The organism is Zooshikella sp. RANM57 (genome assembly GCF_050749885.1).
In the GTDB taxonomy this organism is placed as follows: domain Bacteria; phylum Pseudomonadota; class Gammaproteobacteria; order Pseudomonadales; family Zooshikellaceae; genus Zooshikella.
Genome location: NZ_JBOIUB010000010.1, coordinates 165,290 through 183,117, shown reverse-complemented (window position 1 = coordinate 183,117; position 17,828 = coordinate 165,290). Strand labels below are relative to the sequence as shown.

At 37.5% G+C, this 17,828-nt stretch carries 10 protein-coding genes; 4 read left to right on the top strand and 6 right to left on the bottom strand.

The window, feature by feature from the left end; translation table 11 throughout:
* Window positions 1–85: 85 nt before the first annotated feature.
* The 5 genes from tssC to ACQ96U_RS19835 form a co-directional block, all read right to left on the bottom strand.
* The gene (gene tssC / locus ACQ96U_RS19855) at window positions 86–1,978 is read right to left on the bottom strand and encodes a type VI secretion system contractile sheath large subunit (RefSeq protein WP_431723010.1); all 1,893 of its coding nucleotides are present in this window, start codon (window positions 1,976–1,978) and stop codon (window positions 86–88) included.
* Window positions 1,979–2,002: 24 nt separating this feature from the next.
* Complete coding sequence (tssB, locus tag ACQ96U_RS19850) at window positions 2,003–2,512, bottom strand: type VI secretion system contractile sheath small subunit (protein WP_027707715.1); 510 nt, start codon at window positions 2,510–2,512, stop codon at window positions 2,003–2,005.
* Window positions 2,513–3,231: 719 nt separating this feature from the next.
* On the bottom strand, window positions 3,232–3,795 hold the full coding sequence (locus tag ACQ96U_RS19845; protein ID WP_431723009.1) for a hypothetical protein: 564 nt from the start codon (window positions 3,793–3,795) through the stop codon (window positions 3,232–3,234).
* 564 nt (window positions 3,796–4,359) lie between these two features.
* The gene (locus tag ACQ96U_RS19840) at window positions 4,360–8,487 is read right to left on the bottom strand and encodes a hybrid sensor histidine kinase/response regulator transcription factor (protein ID WP_431723008.1); all 4,128 of its coding nucleotides are present in this window, start codon (window positions 8,485–8,487) and stop codon (window positions 4,360–4,362) included.
* Between the two features lie 9 nt (window positions 8,488–8,496).
* On the bottom strand, window positions 8,497–9,951 hold the full coding sequence (locus tag ACQ96U_RS19835) for a hypothetical protein (RefSeq protein WP_431723007.1): 1,455 nt from the start codon (window positions 9,949–9,951) through the stop codon (window positions 8,497–8,499).
* Window positions 9,952–10,838: 887 nt separating this feature from the next.
* Here ACQ96U_RS19835 and ACQ96U_RS19830 point away from each other — a divergent pair.
* From ACQ96U_RS19830 to ACQ96U_RS19820, 3 genes are all read left to right on the top strand, one after another.
* Window positions 10,839–11,612: a VOC family protein gene (locus tag ACQ96U_RS19830; RefSeq protein WP_431723006.1), complete on the top strand. Its 774-nt coding sequence runs from the start codon at window positions 10,839–10,841 to the stop codon at window positions 11,610–11,612.
* 133 nt (window positions 11,613–11,745) lie between these two features.
* Window positions 11,746–12,471 (top strand): helix-turn-helix transcriptional regulator, encoded by a 726-nt coding sequence (locus ACQ96U_RS19825; RefSeq protein WP_431723005.1) that lies wholly within the window; start codon window positions 11,746–11,748, stop codon window positions 12,469–12,471.
* A 338-nt stretch (window positions 12,472–12,809) separates the two neighbouring features.
* Window positions 12,810–13,139, top strand: a complete 330-nt coding sequence (locus ACQ96U_RS19820) for a DMT family transporter (protein ID WP_431723004.1) — start codon at window positions 12,810–12,812, stop codon at window positions 13,137–13,139.
* A 46-nt stretch (window positions 13,140–13,185) separates the two neighbouring features.
* Here the strand turns inward: ACQ96U_RS19820 and ACQ96U_RS19815 are convergent, their stop codons facing one another.
* On the bottom strand, window positions 13,186–13,632 hold the full coding sequence (locus tag ACQ96U_RS19815) for a nucleoside deaminase (protein ID WP_431723003.1): 447 nt from the start codon (window positions 13,630–13,632) through the stop codon (window positions 13,186–13,188).
* A gap of 641 nt (window positions 13,633–14,273) precedes the next feature.
* On the opposite strand from ACQ96U_RS19815, the gene ACQ96U_RS19810 reads away from it, so the two are divergent.
* Window positions 14,274–17,615, top strand: a complete 3,342-nt coding sequence (locus ACQ96U_RS19810) for a glycosyl hydrolase family 18 protein (protein ID WP_431723002.1) — start codon at window positions 14,274–14,276, stop codon at window positions 17,613–17,615.
* Window positions 17,616–17,828 lie beyond the last annotated feature (213 nt).

Genomic DNA, 17,828 nt, shown 5'->3' with positions numbered 1-17,828 from the left:
TTATACTTTTATAGACAGTTAATAGCACACAACACACATCCTCGTATGAGGCTGCACTCCTTTTTAGTTCATAACACTTTTAAAACTAAGTACGAACATCAAGCTTTAGCTCAGCATCTAAGCCTTCAAATTGTAAATGAGGTAAAACGGATATTTTACTATTATACCAACCAACCATACCTTCACGCTCTTCAGTTTCTGTACTGACAGCTTTAAATGGATAGTAGCGCAAAGTACGGTCATCAGGATTGACTACCGTTGTTACATACTGTGACAACCAGCTTTGTATAGTTTCATTAATATACTCAGCAGTCGCCGTACTACCAACATTATCACGCATTATACATTTAATATAATGCGCAATACGCGTTATAGAAAATGTGTAAGATAAGTTTGACACTAATTGTGAGTTTTCAGATTCCTTAGAGTCTTTATACATTTTATTTTTTCGGATTGATTGACTGCTAAAAAAGCAAGCATCAGAAGTACCCTTCCGATAAATCAGTGGAATAAACCCTGCATTTGAAAACTGTAATTCACGATAATCAGGTATGGTCATTTCAATGGGTGTTTTTAGTTCTTGTTGACCATTGAGCTGAAATGCATGACTGGGTAGGTGTTTAACTAAACCACCACCTTTAGGTCCTCTAATATATTGACACCAACCTGTTTCAGTAAATGATCGAATCATATTTTTACAAAATAGAAATGCCGCATTACACCATAAATAATCTTTATGACCTTCAACAATATCTATTTTTTCTTCAAATCCAATTCCGCCTGGATTGGAATCAGCTTGATATGGTGCTCGTAATAAAAACTTTGGCAATGTCATGCCAATATATGCTGCTTCTTCAGATTCGCGAAGTTCATGCCACTTTTCAAAACGAGGATGGTTCAAATGAGCATCAAGATCTTTAATATCAGCTAATTCTTGTATACTTTCACAACCAAAAAATTCAGGCCCAATTGATGAAATAAATGGTGCATGACTTGCTGCAGCTACTTTACCCATGGTACTTAAAAACTTACGGTCTGGGTCTGAATTTTCAAATTCATATAATCCAATGATTGATCCGTATGGGTTACCACCATATTGATCATACTCTGCCACATATACTTTTTTAAACAGGTCACTGTTCGTCAAATCAACGGAATTATTTGCTAAATCATCTTTGAGCTCTTCTTTGGTACAGTCTAACATATCGATCATAATATTAGCTGACCAATCTGTACTTTCAATTAATCCTTGTAAACCAAGCCAATTTGATTCCAGGTTTTTAAAATTTTCGTTATGTAATATTGAGTTCAAATGCTGGTTAATTTTGTCATCAATATCAGCACTTAGATTTAGCACTCGTTGCCGTATTGTGGCCATTGCTAAACCATCGGTATCATTCGCAGGTAATATGTCGTTAAAAACAGCCGTCGCAATACATCCCAAAAAAAAGTCAGCGGCTTGCTCATTCTCAGTTAAAAGTAAGGTTTTATCTGAGATAAGTAAGTCACTTATTTCGGTTTCTTTTTTCTTAAGTTTATACACATCTTTAACAACACGAGAGTATAAGTTTTGTGCTTGAAAACTCGCTTCTTTATTATCCTCTATACCATCTTCAGAAAATTCATTGAATTTTTCAGTAGCAAGTGTTGCAGTCGATTCAATATTTTCTAATATACTATTTAGTGAACTAACAACATCTTTATCAATAACTTCTGAACTTTCGTTAAGAAAGCTGGCTGTTTCAGCACAATATTGTTGAATATTTTCAATAGATCCTTTCATTTCTGAAAGCGCCTGATTATTTTGATATTCAGCAACAGGAGAAATAATATTTGCAACTTTTTCTTTTAAGTCAACAACTTTATTTGCATTTGCTTTTTTAACAAGTAATGACTCAAGTGTCTCTGGCATGTAGTTTAAACTACTTCCTAATGATGCCAGATGTGTATGATCTACAGCTTGGATTTCATTTGACATTGATTACTTTCCTAGTTTTTATTGTTATTCAGCATCAGGCGACATTAATGCAGGTAAAAACTTAGAATCTTCTTCATAACTAGGCGCCATCAATTTTTTTAGCGCTTCTATGGCTTCTGGGTTTTCAATTAAGCTTTTTATGGCCTGTCGAAATTTACCGCTGTTATTAATACTCGATAGTAACGTATTAAGCATTTTCTTAAAGGTTACCAAGTCATTCATATTCTTAATTTCACGGCAAACACTGTATGGTAAAAATGAATCAACATTTTCAATAGGAATCGTATGCGTTTTACCATCACCATCCTCTACTTTTGTTTTTATCTTCATTTTTTCCATAACAGCATTCAAATTCTTTCCATCAAATCGCACAATACTTCGTTCAGCAAAAGGCACTTTTTCTGTATGTTTTCCTGAAAAGTCACCAAGAACAAGTATTCTTAGCGGTAGTTCAACATCTTCAACCTCACCTTTAACTTCTGTACGATAACGTAAAGTCATTCTTGACTTTGGAATCATATCTTGAACAGCCATTGTTTACCCTTTTTAAAATTAATATTTGTATGAATGAAATGCACCTGCCCTATACGAACACTTTTATGTGCACGTTCCATAGCGCTTACCGTCACAGGCCAGCGAATTTGTTCTAATGGGTTCTCAACACATTTATAGGGTTTGTTATCTGCATTTGATGTCTAAGGCTGGTGAGGATGTCATTATATCTGTGGTTTTAACCGCCTTACTTCAGCTTTTTATTTTCTATAACCATAATGCAGGATTTTTACTTTGGCTAGCCAGATTAGTTATGAATTACGATAGCAACAATAATTTTTTTAATATGCTAGGGCCTGTAAACAGGTCCTAATAGCGCTACAGTTGTAAATAAAAAAGCATTCCCTTGCTACCAAACTTTTAATTATGAGCTTGTACTTATTAGCAAAAGGATCTTTCAAAGCAGAATGTTCTCAACATACAACCACATTACTATATAAGTTAAAACTTACATACCAAGTTATAGTTAAGCGTATTTTTAATGCATAAAAAAACCAGCTGTTAGCTGGTTTTTATTTAATGATAGAACAACAATTTTTTTCTACATATCACTGTCTAAAGTAGACCACTTATGCACCTTTCTTAACTTTACTTCCTTCAAGGCACAACTCTTCGAGTATGGAAAAATTAGACCTCATTTTGTTCCAACCGTCAATAGTTTTTTTACACATGTAGTAAATTTTTTTGCACATAAACAGTAACTAATTTAGATTATCAAATTGTTTATTGATATGTCTTAACAACTGACTATTTAACTCTTCCACATAACCCAATAAATACTGAAAATTTCTTTCCCAATGTCTATTCCATGTCGTTAATGGAATATCTGCCGTTCGCGCACGTTCACGTTGACTCAGAGCGCCAAATCCACTGCCATTACATCGTGAACAATACTCGATGGATGAAAGCTTAGTATGTTTTGTATAGATATTCCCATTGCCTTTACATTTCTTACATCGAACACCATATACACCTTCTTTGATGACCAGTTCAGTTATCCCCGCAATAGAACCTTCACCTAGTGGCCAATTATTCATAGTTATTTCACACTGAATAAATGCTATTAAGTGCTCTTCTAACTTTTTTATCGCCTGAATGTCATCACAATACTTTGCTCTAGCAAAATAATAGGCTGGTTTTGATAACTGACCAAAGCTTAATGCTGCAGCAATATCATAACCTGTAATTTGTACAGCCGTTACTTTTGCACGCTCGTTTAACACACATGACTTTGGATTCATTTTGGTTAGTAATATCTCAACCATTAGATACTCCAGTTCCAAGTTATATAGAGTGAGTCGCTAGTTATTGTTATGAGTGACTGACTTACTCCCTCAAACTAACCACGAAAAACTTGGTCAATAAATTAGCGTTTGAATATGGCTAACTTTTTTTGAACCAAGTGAATACAAGCGTATTCCTCTATTTTTTTGAATTAAATCATGTAGTTACTATAATGTCCGTTACGTGCATGTTTCCGTCTGAAATGTGCGAGTGGCGGGAAAGTCTGTTAGACGTACGATAGGGTATCAATCTTATTTAAACGATTGGTATACATCATATGAAGTGGTTGATTTTCGAAATTCAAGGTAAAACTATTTGCAGAAACATCAGAGCAATTACGGTTTACTGTTTTTTAAAAGCCTTTATTCTTCCGGCAGGCATGCCCATGTCTGAATAATACTTTTATTGCTGTTATATGAAGTGTAACTACCTCATCGTTATGACACAGTTAATGAACGTTTAACCTTGATCAATATTGATACAACTCATGTTTATTTATTTATGATTAAAGTAGATAAATACTTATCACGAAAGGTATATACAAATCAAACCATGGTGCCTGTTTTAACTTTTAAAACCTGAGACGGGGAAATACCATATTTCTTTTTATACTGTCTTGAAAAGTAATTAGCGGAACTATAACCTACTTGATAGGCAACCTCGCTTACTCTTAAACCTTGTTTTAAAAGTGGATGTGCTTTTATTAAGCGAAAGTCATTAATGAACTCTATGGGTGACATACCTATATTGTCTTGGAACTTTCTTAATAGTTGACGCTCACTCAAACAAGCTACTTCTGTCAACTGCTTAACAGACAAACTCTCCTTTTTGTAGTGCTGCTCAATATAGCTAACGCAGTTTACAATCACTTGATTGGTATACTCATCGACAGTTCCTTCTTCAAGCGGAGAGTCTGCCTCTAATGATGATTTGATATACTCCTTAATTCTTAGTTTGTTACTTAACTGTGCTTGGATTATCGCCAATAACTCTTCATGCTCATAGGGTTTAGCAACATACCCATCCGCTTGATAACGAAAACCAGCTAATCTTGAAGCCGCATCCGTTTTAGCGGTAAGCAAAATTACTGGGACATGACTCGTCGCATTAGAATTTTTAAGTCGGTTTAGCAATTGATAGCCATTCATGTTAGGCATATTGATATCGCTGATGACCAAGTGTGGTATCGCATTTTGTGCAATTTCTAACGCAACTGCTCCGTCTTCAGCAATAATCAGTTGATACTCTTTTTCAAGCTGATCCTTGAGTAAATCACGCATGTCTTTATTATCTTCAACGACCAACAGAAGTGGTTTTTCAGTCACACAAGCACCCGTAACCTCTTCCTTAATCTTTTCCTCAATACACTTACCATGATCACTTTCCTTGGGAGTATCTATTGATTCCATAATGACATCAATATACTGACGATTAACCTCATAGGGAGTGACATCAATTGATTTATTAGAGCAAGGCATCAGAATACAAAACGTACTCCCTTCATTTAATACACTATGCACATCAATGCATCCATTATGAGCCTCTACAACGTCTTTTACCAAAGATAACCCGATACCAGTTCCCTGCACCTGATATACATACTCATTGTCAATCCGGAAAAATCGTTGAAAAATGTGCTCCTTATCTTTTGAGGCAATACCAATACCATTGTCCTTTACCAACAAACTATAATGGTTCTCATCATGCCGTTTTAAGATAACTTCAATCTCACCATCATTGGGCGTATACTTAATCGCATTGGATACAAGGTTATTCACTAGCTTTTCTATGGCTTTTGCCTGACAAACCTGGAATATTTTTGGTTCTATTGACACATCAAAACGTTGATTCTTTAGTGCCGCATATTCACGCATATTTTCACAAATATCTTGTACTAATAGTGAAATTGAAATCACTTTTTGAGCAGTGGCTTGCCCAATTTTATGTGTTCTTGCCATTTCAATGACATCATCAACAATCACCGCCAATCGATTCGCTACTTTATGTATAATCTGATAGTTGTTTCTATCCTTATCTTCAACCGTATTACTCAGCCCATTTTCTGCACGTCCTAAAATAATAGCTAATGGCGTGCGAAACTCATGGGAAATATTGTCAAATTCTTGAGTCTTGTTATTGAGTAATTTTTCTACACGGCGTTTTTCATTAAATAGCTCATGCGTTCTCGTCTCTACTGTTACTTCCAATAGCCTTGCATGCCTACGCAGTGAGCGTGTCCTATACCCATAAATACTAAAAGGTATCACAATAATCAGTAATGTATAAATCATCTTAGCCCACCAAGTAAGCCATATCGGTGGATTTATGACCACTTGAACCTGTTTCTCTTCTCCCCATACTCCATGGTGATTACTTGATTTGACTTTAAATTGATAAACCCCTGGATCAAGGTTCGTGTAAGTCGCAATACGTCGTTTAGCGCTTGTATGAAGCCAATCAGCATCAAAACCTTCTAGTTTATATAGATACTGATTACGCTTAGGTGCAGCATAGTGTAGTCCTGCAAACTCAAATGAAAACAAGTTTTGATGATAGTCTAGCTCTATTTTATTTAGTAGTTTAATCGATTTTTGAAACAAGTGGTTCGCTGGCTTATTAAATAGCAGGAAGTTAGTAATAACTGTATTCGGTTTATGATTATCACGAATAATATGATCAGGATTAAAAATATTGAAACCATTTGAACCTACAAAAAGCAATTCATTATTTTTTTTATCGTAAAAACCTCCAACATTAAACTCGTTACCTTGCAAACCATCATCAGCGGTATAATTGACTGACTCTTCAGTGTCCGGATCAAATCTGGCAATACCATAGTTTGTTGCCAGCCACAGCAACCCGTTATTATCCATTAATATCTTATAAATTGTATTATTTGGAAGCCCATTCTCTGAAGAAAAGTAGTTAACATTATAGTTATCTTTGTTAAACTTTATTAGCCCAGCTCCAGTAGTACCAAGCCATAAATTACCCTTTCCATCATCTTTAATTGTATTAATTGAACTTTTGATCCCATAACTATGACCAAAATTTTTGAACGTATTTGTTTCTATATTATAACGATCTAAACCACCGTTTTCGGTCCCTATCCACAGTGTATTTCCATCTATTTCTAAATCAAAAACATAAGGGCTACTTATGGAATTAAGTGTATTTTTTTTATAGGGGTAATTAATAAAATTATCTTTTTGAGAATTATATCGTGTTAATCCTTCACCATCTGTTCCCATCCACAGATTGCCATCACGATCTTCAACAATGCTTCTCACTGCACCCGATAGTATAGCCTGTTTATTTTCTTTGCTGCGTAAATACTTGATAAAGCTTTTACTACCTCTTGACAAGCGATTTAAACCGTAACCAAGAGTACCAATCCAAATATTACCTTTACTATCTTCAAAAAGACCTGTTGGTGCTATTATATTACTACTTATACTTTTTGTATTATTCTTATCATGGTTAAACCAGTCACATTCACCATGTGATAAATTTATCCTGTGAAGGCCCCCGTTATGGGCTGTAACCCAGATAGTATTGTCTGCACTTTTAATAATGTTATATATTGAGTTATTACTTAAGCATTGTTTTTCTTTTTTACTGCTATAATATAACCCAAAATCAAGTGTACTAAGTTTAGACCAGTTAACACCCTTATCACTTGTTCCAACCCAAAGGATACCACTTACATCTTGAAATATACTAGTTATTGAACTAGAGCTTAAGCTATTAATATATGATGTATTATAAAAATTATTGAATTTTTTATTTTTCTCATCGAAATAGCTAAGTCCATTTCTCGTACCAACCCATACCCTACCTTGATCATCTTGAAATATATCTTCTACTTTACTTGAGGGTAAGCTAAATGAGTTATTTGAAGTATGATAATATGCTTCAATTTTATTTCTTATAGTATCTATTACATACAAACCATCTAACGTACCAACCAATAATGTTGGTTTTTCATTCAACCAAACTAACTTATTAATTATATTTGAAAATTTTCTATTAACGCCATTATAATGTAGTTTATATCGTTTAATTTCTTTTGTACCTTGATTGTACCTATATAAGCCTTTATAGGTACCTATCCATAGCTCTTCATCAGACCCTCCAATAATGGTATTAACCCTAAGATCAGAAGGCAGGTCAACATTCACTGTATGAAAAGTTTTTTTCTTAAGATCAAACCTATATATTTTTGAACTTTTAGTTACAACCCATAAATTATTTCCTTTTCCCTTTGACAGAGAAAAAATTCTATTATTCTCAGAGGGTTCACTATAAAAGTACGTATCAAATGAATCATCCGTTCTGTCATATAAACTTATTCCATCGTCTGTAGCAATCCAAAGTTTCCCATACTCATCAACATGCAGCATATTAATGGCATTGCTATTTAATGTTTTATTATTCCCTTTTTGTGTTCTATATATTTTTATATCATATCCGTCAAATCGATTGAGCCCATCATCAGTTGCTATCCAAATAAACCCCAGTTTATCTTGAGCAATTGCATTGACTGTTTGTTGTGAAAGACCTTGATGTACAGACAAACTATTAAAACGTAGCTGTTTATTAAAAGCCAGTAGCTTCATTGGCGTAATTAATAAAAGACATATTACCAAATTCACTACTGGACTATTCTTCATATATACCACTCAGTTCTTGCGCGGCCCACTACGTGGTCCACCGCCATCTAACAGACAAAAACCTGATACACACTGGCAATTAAGTGTTTTTACTCCCCATGGGTATGTATACTTATCAAACGATGATCCTGCAGCAGCACATACGTCCTCTCCGTTACTATCACGTCCACTTTGCTCACCAGGTATGGCACAATGGCTTTTAACTTGGCTATGTTTAGCGTTTGATTTGATAAACTCATAGCCATCAGGACAAACTATTGAAGTACGAGCCTGTTCTTCTTTTGTTTTTTCAATGTTTGACGACGTTTCATTGCTACAAACCAACACCCTTATACCTGCAGCATCTGTAATATAATCGTAACTATTCCCTTTACCATAATCTGTGCATATATCATTATCGATATACACATAACTGCCATCATTATTTGGTACAATATAGTTGCCAACATAACCATTATTAGGTGTACAGTGATCTGGTACACTATGGCCTTTAATGAATTTCGAGTTATTAGGGCAGTTTAGTATATTGCCATTTATTTTTGGTAGTTTTTCTTTTTTACATACAAGTGTTTTATCCATACTCACGGGAATGCCAACATTTTGCCCATTTGGAGCATAATATAAAGAGTCGATATATTGCACTCCTCTTTCTCCGCGATACTCAAATTTAAGAAACCCTCCTAACCCTCTGCTTTCACAAAGGTCCTTACCCCTAGTATCTAAGCCTTGTTTTCCTAAACGATAGCTTCCTTCACCTTCATCAATATATTCTCCCCAAACATATTGGCTCCATATATATTCACAATGATCTCCAACCGTTAACCCTTTAACGAGTTCTGAGGCAAATGGACAAGCTATAATATCACCTGCTAAATTTCTTAGTGGTTTCTCTTGTTGATCACATATAGCCGCTTTTATTCCAGGACGATCATTTTTACACTCTTCGCCTATAGCACATATACGCTTATCTCTTTTATCTCCTGTATACCTTTCTCTCTCTTTAAAAAGATATCTATACTCTTTAAATTGACCTTTGCCTGATTCCTTACATACATCCTTTGTATTGATGTCTAGTCCAGATTCATCATTTTTTTTGGCACAAAAATCATGAGCTCCTGGCGCTCTAATCAAATCACTTTCACTATTACATACAACTGGCTTTTGACAAATAGAAGCTGATGGTGTAGCAGGCCTTTCATTAGTCTGAGTGAATACCTTACAACCATGATTTACCCCCCCCATAGCCACTTGGCTATCTAACCAAACGATCTCTGAAGGCTGAATACTGGAACAAACCTTTCTCTTAAAAATATTAGCTTCTTCTATTGTAATATGGCGGTAGTTCTCAGGGCATAACTTCCCTTCCACTAATTTTAATTCACCAATTGAAACAGCAGCATTGGTGTGACTTACTGCTATTAACTGAATAAATAACAACCAACAAAATAACCTTCTAAAATACATTTCTTCTCCAAGTACTTGTTAAATTATGATTTTTTTATTTACAACCATCTATTTTTCAGGATTTTTCTTGATTATCATAGTTTTACTCGCTTACTTTCTAACTACATATTTTTTCAATATAGTTACCTATTATATTAACTCTGACTAATTAATATTTTGTCCATAAAATGTACATCCCTTTACAAGACACACTCTGATAGAACTTAATCCAAATTGTTTGCAAACTTAACTTTCACTAATACAATTTAATACAAATACAGTATTATTTGCATGAAACACACGCTTGTACGACATATAATGTATAAATATTGCTTGATTTAACACAAATCTATTCAATAAATCAATATGCATCTAGATACCTATATATGTATCACCATATTTAACTACCACAATATATTTGAGCATAAAAATACATTATGTATATACATTTAAATTTTTTTTCGAACTTGCTTTGTTTTTTAGGCCGACGAAGTAAACAAAGTAAATTTTAATTTCACTCACAAACTTTCAAGAAACACACTCCCTATGAAACATGCTTCACTTTAAAGGTCTACCACTACATACCAAATGTTGAGAGTTTCATTAGTACTTTACAATCAGTCTGTGGAGCACCATTAGCAAAAAGTAGCTAATTAACTCAAATGAAACAGTTAGTATTCAAGAAAATTCTAAACTTAAAATTAAAAAATTTACCAGCTGTATCATATATAAAATCAGACTTTAGTAGTCATTACACGTTTTCAAATAATTTTAAAACCATCCTGACAGTATGCTGTCAGTGGGGGGCTTCATAATAGCAACCAATGCAGACAGAGCCAATATTAGTGCATCTTTCCCTTCCCCTCTGTCTGCCTCATAACAGTAGATAAACGACGAGGAATATAAAGATGAATATGACAGTGCCTGGTAATGTTGCCTGGTTTGAAATCAACACTCAGGATGTGGCTTCTACTAAGCAGTTCTATTCCACACTCTTTGGTTGGACATATACAGAAATGCCTAAGCCAGAGAATCGTCAACACGCTTATATAATGATAACGGCACAGGATGCTCAGCAACCTATGGGGGGAATACAACAAACCTCATCTGCAAGTACGCCCACAAATATTATGCTCTCTATTCGTTCTGATGACGTTCAGGCAGATACCAAACGGCTTGCTTTACTGGGTGCCAAAATAGTGAACCAGCCAGTGCAGGCAAACGAAGTAACCTATGCCATCATGCAAGACCCTCAAGGTAATCTTTTTTCTATTTTTAAGTGTAGTGGCGTTGTGGAGCAAGATGATGCTCCCCCTACATTAGGAAGTTTTGCCTGGTTTGAAGTGGGTACTAGTGATGTCAAAACAACTCAAGCTTTTTATCAAACCGCATTTGGTTGGCAGTTCAGTCAATATGAAACGGGTACTGACCGGCCTTATTACAGTATTGCGATTAACCATGAGTCCCCAACAGGTGGTATCGCTGATCATTCATCAAGTGGAAACAACCAAAACTATTTAATTCCTTATTTTCTTGTTAATGATGTGGCCACAATGGTAGGTAAAGCACAGCAACTAGGTGGACAAATGATTAGCTCGCCAATAAGTACGGCCTCAGGCTTAATCCATGCCCGCCTATTAGATCATCAAGGTAACTTGTTTGGTGTTTTTTCATTACCTTAAACTCTGTTTATACCCTTCACGAATCATTTTTTAACGACGATACAACAAAGTATTAATGCGGTTGTTTCGTCTCTCATAATAAAAAGGCTAATATCGTGTTTATGTTTTTAACTGCAACTTCTATATTCATTTTATGCGCAGAGCAGACCGCTTAGTTCAAATCCTTCTTTTATTGCGTGGTCGTCGTCGGACGACTGCGCAACAACTTGCAGAATGGTTAGAAGTTTCCCCACGGACTATTTATCGGGATATGGCTGATCTTATGATGAGTGGTGCCCCCGTTAATGGTGAGGCGGGTGAAGGCTATTGGTTGGAGCGGGGGTTTACACCCCCACCCGTAAAATTCACCGCCAACGAGTTAGCCGCTCTAGAGGTAGGTGCTCGAATGTTAGCCGCTCGAGCAGACAAAGAAACAGCAGATGCCGCAAAGAGTGCATTAGCTAAAATACATGCTACATTGGGATCAACAGATTTACCTATACCCCCACTCTATGCACCACCTATGTATTCATATCCATTAGAGCGCCTGACACCAATACGAAGTGCTATTGAAAAAAATCTTGGACTGTGGATTGAATATACAGATCTGCAAGATAGCACCACTCAACGACTTATCTGGCCAGTGGGCTTGGTGTTTTGGGGTGATCGCTGGACATTTACCGCATGGTGTAACTTACGAAAAGATTATCGCACTTTTCGTGTAGATCTTTTACAAAAATGGAAAATGTCAGAAGAAAAATCCCCTCCAAATATATCCATGCAAGACTACCTCTTAAAATCGGGCGCAGACCAAGAAACATTAGCTGCTTTTGACCGTATACATAAACAACCCTGGCATTCTCAAGACGACTCACTTTAGATTTATCATATTTTTGAGTAATACAAAAGCTGCCAAACACTAGACTTTCTTGTTTACTTTTAATATTTAAAAGCACTTACTATATAACCAATTTTATTCACCATTGTTTTTATTCTCAACAATGCAGCATAAGAAGCTTTTAACTATTATTTAAACGAAAGAATGAAGGCATAAATTTAATGACGGTAAAAAGTAATAACAGGAAATTTACTAAAAAAACAAGTACCAAGAGGTTGCATGGTTGGCATTAACCTGTGTGATAGCATAAAATACTAATATTCTTCACTTTCAGAACAATTAACGGTTTGTGAAGAGTAAATAGTTTAGAGGCTATAAATATGACCTATATTCACCTGGCAATCGCTGTTATTGCTGAAGTTATCGGAACCAGTGCTCTTAAAGCTGCAGAGGGTTTTTCTAAACCTATACCATCGCTTATTGTTATTATTGGGTATAGTGTCGCCTTTTATTTTTTATCCTTAACATTACGTACTCTGCCTGTTGGTATAACGTACGCCGTTTGGTCAGGGCTTGGTGTCATATTTATAATGCTGGCCGGAATGATACTGTATAAACAACTCCCTGACTTACCTGCAATTCTTGGCATGGTTATGATTACATCTGGCGTTATTATCATTCAGTTGTTTTCAAAAACTGTCAGTCACTAGCCATACCAATGAGTAACTTTGCTTTAACGCATTAACCTCTTTGTTGTTATTCCCCAATATCTTCATTCCATAGTTCAGGATGGGCAGTAATAAATGCCTTCATAATAGCAATACAACGCTCATCCTGTACCACATCAACCTTTACACCATGATCTTGAAGCCATTGTTCCTGTCCCATAAACGTTTGATTCTCGCCCACTACCACATGAGGTATTCCATAGAGAATAATTGCTCCACTGCACATCGCACATGGTGATAGTGTCGTATAAAGTGTACATTGCTTATAAACGGATGCTGGCAAACGACCCGCGTTTTCAAGGGCATGCATTTCTGCATGAAGCGTAGCACTCTTTTGTTGTACTCGCTGGTTATGACCTCGACCAATAATGTTCTGTTGATGTACCAGCACTGAGCCTATAGGAATACCACCTTCTTTCTGGCCTTGTTCAGCTTCTTCAATTGCCACGCTGAGGAATGGGTCTATTGTATTCATGATGCACCCTTTTTGTTATATGTTTGCAATCCGCATTTATACTACTTATGTTGTGTATATTTTTTATCAATTAAAACATTTGAAGCCAATTCACAGCTAAAAGTTGCTTACTTAAACAATTTACATCATATCCGTTATAGCCATCACAAAATTGGAACGCGATTACCACTCCCTTATCCGCCTTTTGCTACACTACTTTTCGCTACTATTTACGACGTAGTATTACAACTTAACACAACTTCTTGTGATCAATATTCTTTAGGAAGCCATTACCTCATCACACATTTAAGTAGAACTATTTTATACATTACAAGCCGTTTTTATTTAACAAATATTAATACGCAACTGAGCGATTGGTACTTAATCAATACAAGTACTTCCACAATAAGACATTACTTAGAAGACACATAGCTAACCTGCAATGAGCTTTATACCTGTCTATGACACTCAAAGCTCTAGGAACAAGCCTGCTTGCTTCCTATAAGAAGTATTTCCCAGGTGAGATGCACGGAAAAGCATAAACAAACTATTCACGATAGATAAAGCAACTTGTTCGAATTCTGTTTGAGCAAAAAGTAGTTACCTACAAACGTTCACCATAACGCTTTTGATTAGGTAAATGCATTACGGAGAAAAAATGTATGCAAACCAAGCAAGCTATTAGACGCTGGTTGCCAAATAAATTAGCCATAAGTATAGCAGTGGGTTTGGGCTTATCGACCTTAACTCAAGCAACGCCACTCAATAGTGATTCAGCATTATTCCAAAATAACGCCAACAAAGTTGTTGGTACCTATTTTGTTGAATGGGGTGTTTATGGCCGTAACTTCCACGTTAATGATATTCCTGCCAAAAACCTCACCCACGTGTTGTATGGCTTTATTGCAGTGTGTGGTCCTAATGAATCGTTGCAAAAAGAAAACCCCCAAGGCTATAGCGCCTTAACACGAGAATGTGCAGACCAACCGGATTATACGGTGACGATTCATGACCGCTTCGCCGCATTAGAAAAAAGTTATCCCGGTGATAAATGGGATGACCCCATTCGCGGAAACTTTGGGCAATTAATCAAGCTGAAAAAAGCGAACCCTCATCTTACCGTACTCCCGTCTATTGGCGGTTGGACACTGTCTGATCCCTTTTACTATTTAGCCAAAGACACACAAAAACGTGCCACATTTGTTAAGTCTACCATTGAGTTTCTAAAACAGTATCCGTTCTTTGATGGTTTGGATATTGACTGGGAATTTCCTGGCGTACCTGGTGCTAATTCAAAATTAGGTTCACCTGAAGATAAAGCGGCTTTTACCGCGTTAATGCGTGATTTACGACAAGCGCTGGATGCGTTAAGCCAAGAAACGGGAAAAAAATACCAGCTCACCGCCGCCACGAGCGCAGGTCCTGAAAAAATTGACAATATTAATTACGCCGAAGTCAGCAGTTATGTCGATTATATCTTTGCCATGACCTATGACTTTTATGGTGCCTGGGACAGTACTCTCGGTCATCATTCAGGATTATACGCGGCTTCTCATGAAAAAATTCCTGAATTTAATGCACATGATGCCGTACAAAACCTGACCCAAGCCGGTTTACCCGGAAATAAACTGGTGCTGGGTGCTGCGATGTACGGTCGTGGCTGGACAAGCATTAAAGACGGCCAGGAAAATAATCCTTGGCAAGGCACCAATGGTAAACCCATAAAAGGTTCCTGGCAGCCTGGCGTTATTGATTATAAACACATCGTATCTAAGTACTTGGGTGGTACTGATGGTCAAGGCACGGGTGGCTTTAAGTATTTTTATGATGATACGGCACAAGCCCCCTATTTATGGAATGCCAGTAAAGGTGAGCTGATCACCTACGATAACCCGCGCTCAGTAAAAGCCAAAGCTCAGTATGTAACCGCAAATAGCTTGGCTGGCGTTTTCTCTTGGGAAATTGATGCTGATAACGGCGAGATACTCAAAGCTATTCATGAAGGATTGGGTAATAAACCTGGGGATAATCCCAAACCACCAGAGCCACCAACCCCACCAGATGACGGTGATCAACCTAAACCACCCACACCGCCTGGTGATGGCGATGATGATATTCCTCCACCACCCCCACCTCCAGGTGATCCTGGCGACGGTGATATCCCCCCGCCACCTACACCACCTGGCGATGGAGACACACCACAACCACCTTCACCACCAGATGATGGCAATAAACCTGTCCCCCCTGCTAATGCATGGCAAGCAGATCAAGTCTATACCAAGGGCGACCGAGTAACCTACCAAAGCAAAACCTATGAAGCCAAATGGTGGACTCGCGGCGATGAGCCCGGTAAAGACCAGTGGGGACCATGGAAACAGGTTCAAGGCAGTGATAACCCACCACCCACAAAACCCGATGATGGCGACAAACCCGATACAGATAAACCCGACAATGGTGATAAGCCAGGCGATAATGGCAAACCAGACGACAATACGCCTAGTAATGCAGCCCCATGGCAAGCCGATAAAGTGTATGTAAAAGGTGATCTTGCCAGTTACCAGCACACCATTTACCAAGCCAAATGGTGGACACGTGGTGATGAACCTGGAGCTGACCAATGGGGACCTTGGGAAGCTAAAGGTAATAATCCAACACCTCCCGATAATGGTGATAAACCCAAGCCACCCACACCTCCAGGTGATGGTGACAAGCCTGGCGATGGCGACAAACCAGGAGACGGAGATAAACCTGGAGATGGTGATATTCCACCACCACCGCCGCCACCTGGTGACGGTGACAAACCCACTCCCCCCTCTAAACCTGGCGATGGAGACAAACCTGGAGATGGCGATAAACCCAAACCAGGTGATGGGTATGTCATTCCATTAAGTAAATTAAAAGCGCGAGAAGCCAAACTTACTGATACGGATTTAATGCGTAATGTTAAGGCCAGCATCGCAACACTTGATAATGCACTGGTGGAAAAAATTACCCCAGGAAATGCCTCCAACCCCACAAACGTAAAGCGTCTGGAGTCTATTATCAGCAATAATGATTGGGATTTTCTGTTTCCCAAACGGGCTAAAGAATATACCTACACCAACTTTTTGAAAGCGATTGGTAAATTCCCCGCATTTTGTGGTGACTATGATGATGGCCGGGATGCAGACGCCATTTGTCGTAAATCACTCGCAACCATGTTTGCTCACTTTACCCAGGAAACTGGTGCACATGAAGCTTATATGGATGTACCAGAGTGGCGACAAGGGTTACATTATGTGCGGGAAATGGGCTGGACTGAAGATAAGCGAGGTGGTTATAACGCAGAGTGTAGTCCTGACACCTGGCAGGGTAAAACATGGCCATGCGGTAAGTTTGCTGATGGTCAATACAAAAGTTACTTTGGCCGAGGCGCTAAACAGTTAAGTTATAATTACAACTACGGCCCTTTTTCAGAAGCAATGTTTGGTACAGTACGCACCTTGCTGGATAACCCTGAAAAAGTGGCAGATACCTGGTTAAATCTGGCCAGTGCCGTATTCTTTTATGTTTATCCTCAACCACCCAAGCCCAGCATGTTCCACGTTATTGATGGCACCTGGCAACCCAATGCACATGATAAAGAAGGTGGTTTAGTGCATGGCTTTGGTGTTACCACACAAATCATTAATGGTGGCGTAGAATGTGGTGCACCTACAGAGCATCGACAATCACAAAACCGGATTAATTATTACAAACAATTTACTCAATATCTAAAAGTACCTATTGCTGATGATGAAGTGTTAGGCTGTGCCAATATGAAACGCTTTGATACTAAAGGCAGTGGTGCCCTAAATATTTATTGGGAACAAGACTGGAGCTGGGACCCCAACACACCATCAGGTAAAAGCTATAAGTGTAAACTAGTTAATTACCAAACACCGTTTAGTGCATTTAAACAAGGTGACTACGTAAAATGTATTGAACACTTCTTTGACGATGTTGTCGTTGATCCAAAAAGCTAAATACCCGTATATTTAATGTATTTTTAGCCTTAAAAAGGAGGGAATTTTCCCTCCTTTTTTTGTTTCCATACCCATGGTAATAACTCCCACAAACAAATATGTACTCAGATAGTAAACAACGGTTGGATAGCTCATATTGAACTGTTTATCTCAAGGAAGCGGCAACCAAGCTTCCAAGGATTGATTCACAATATATTCAACAGGAGTTATAAA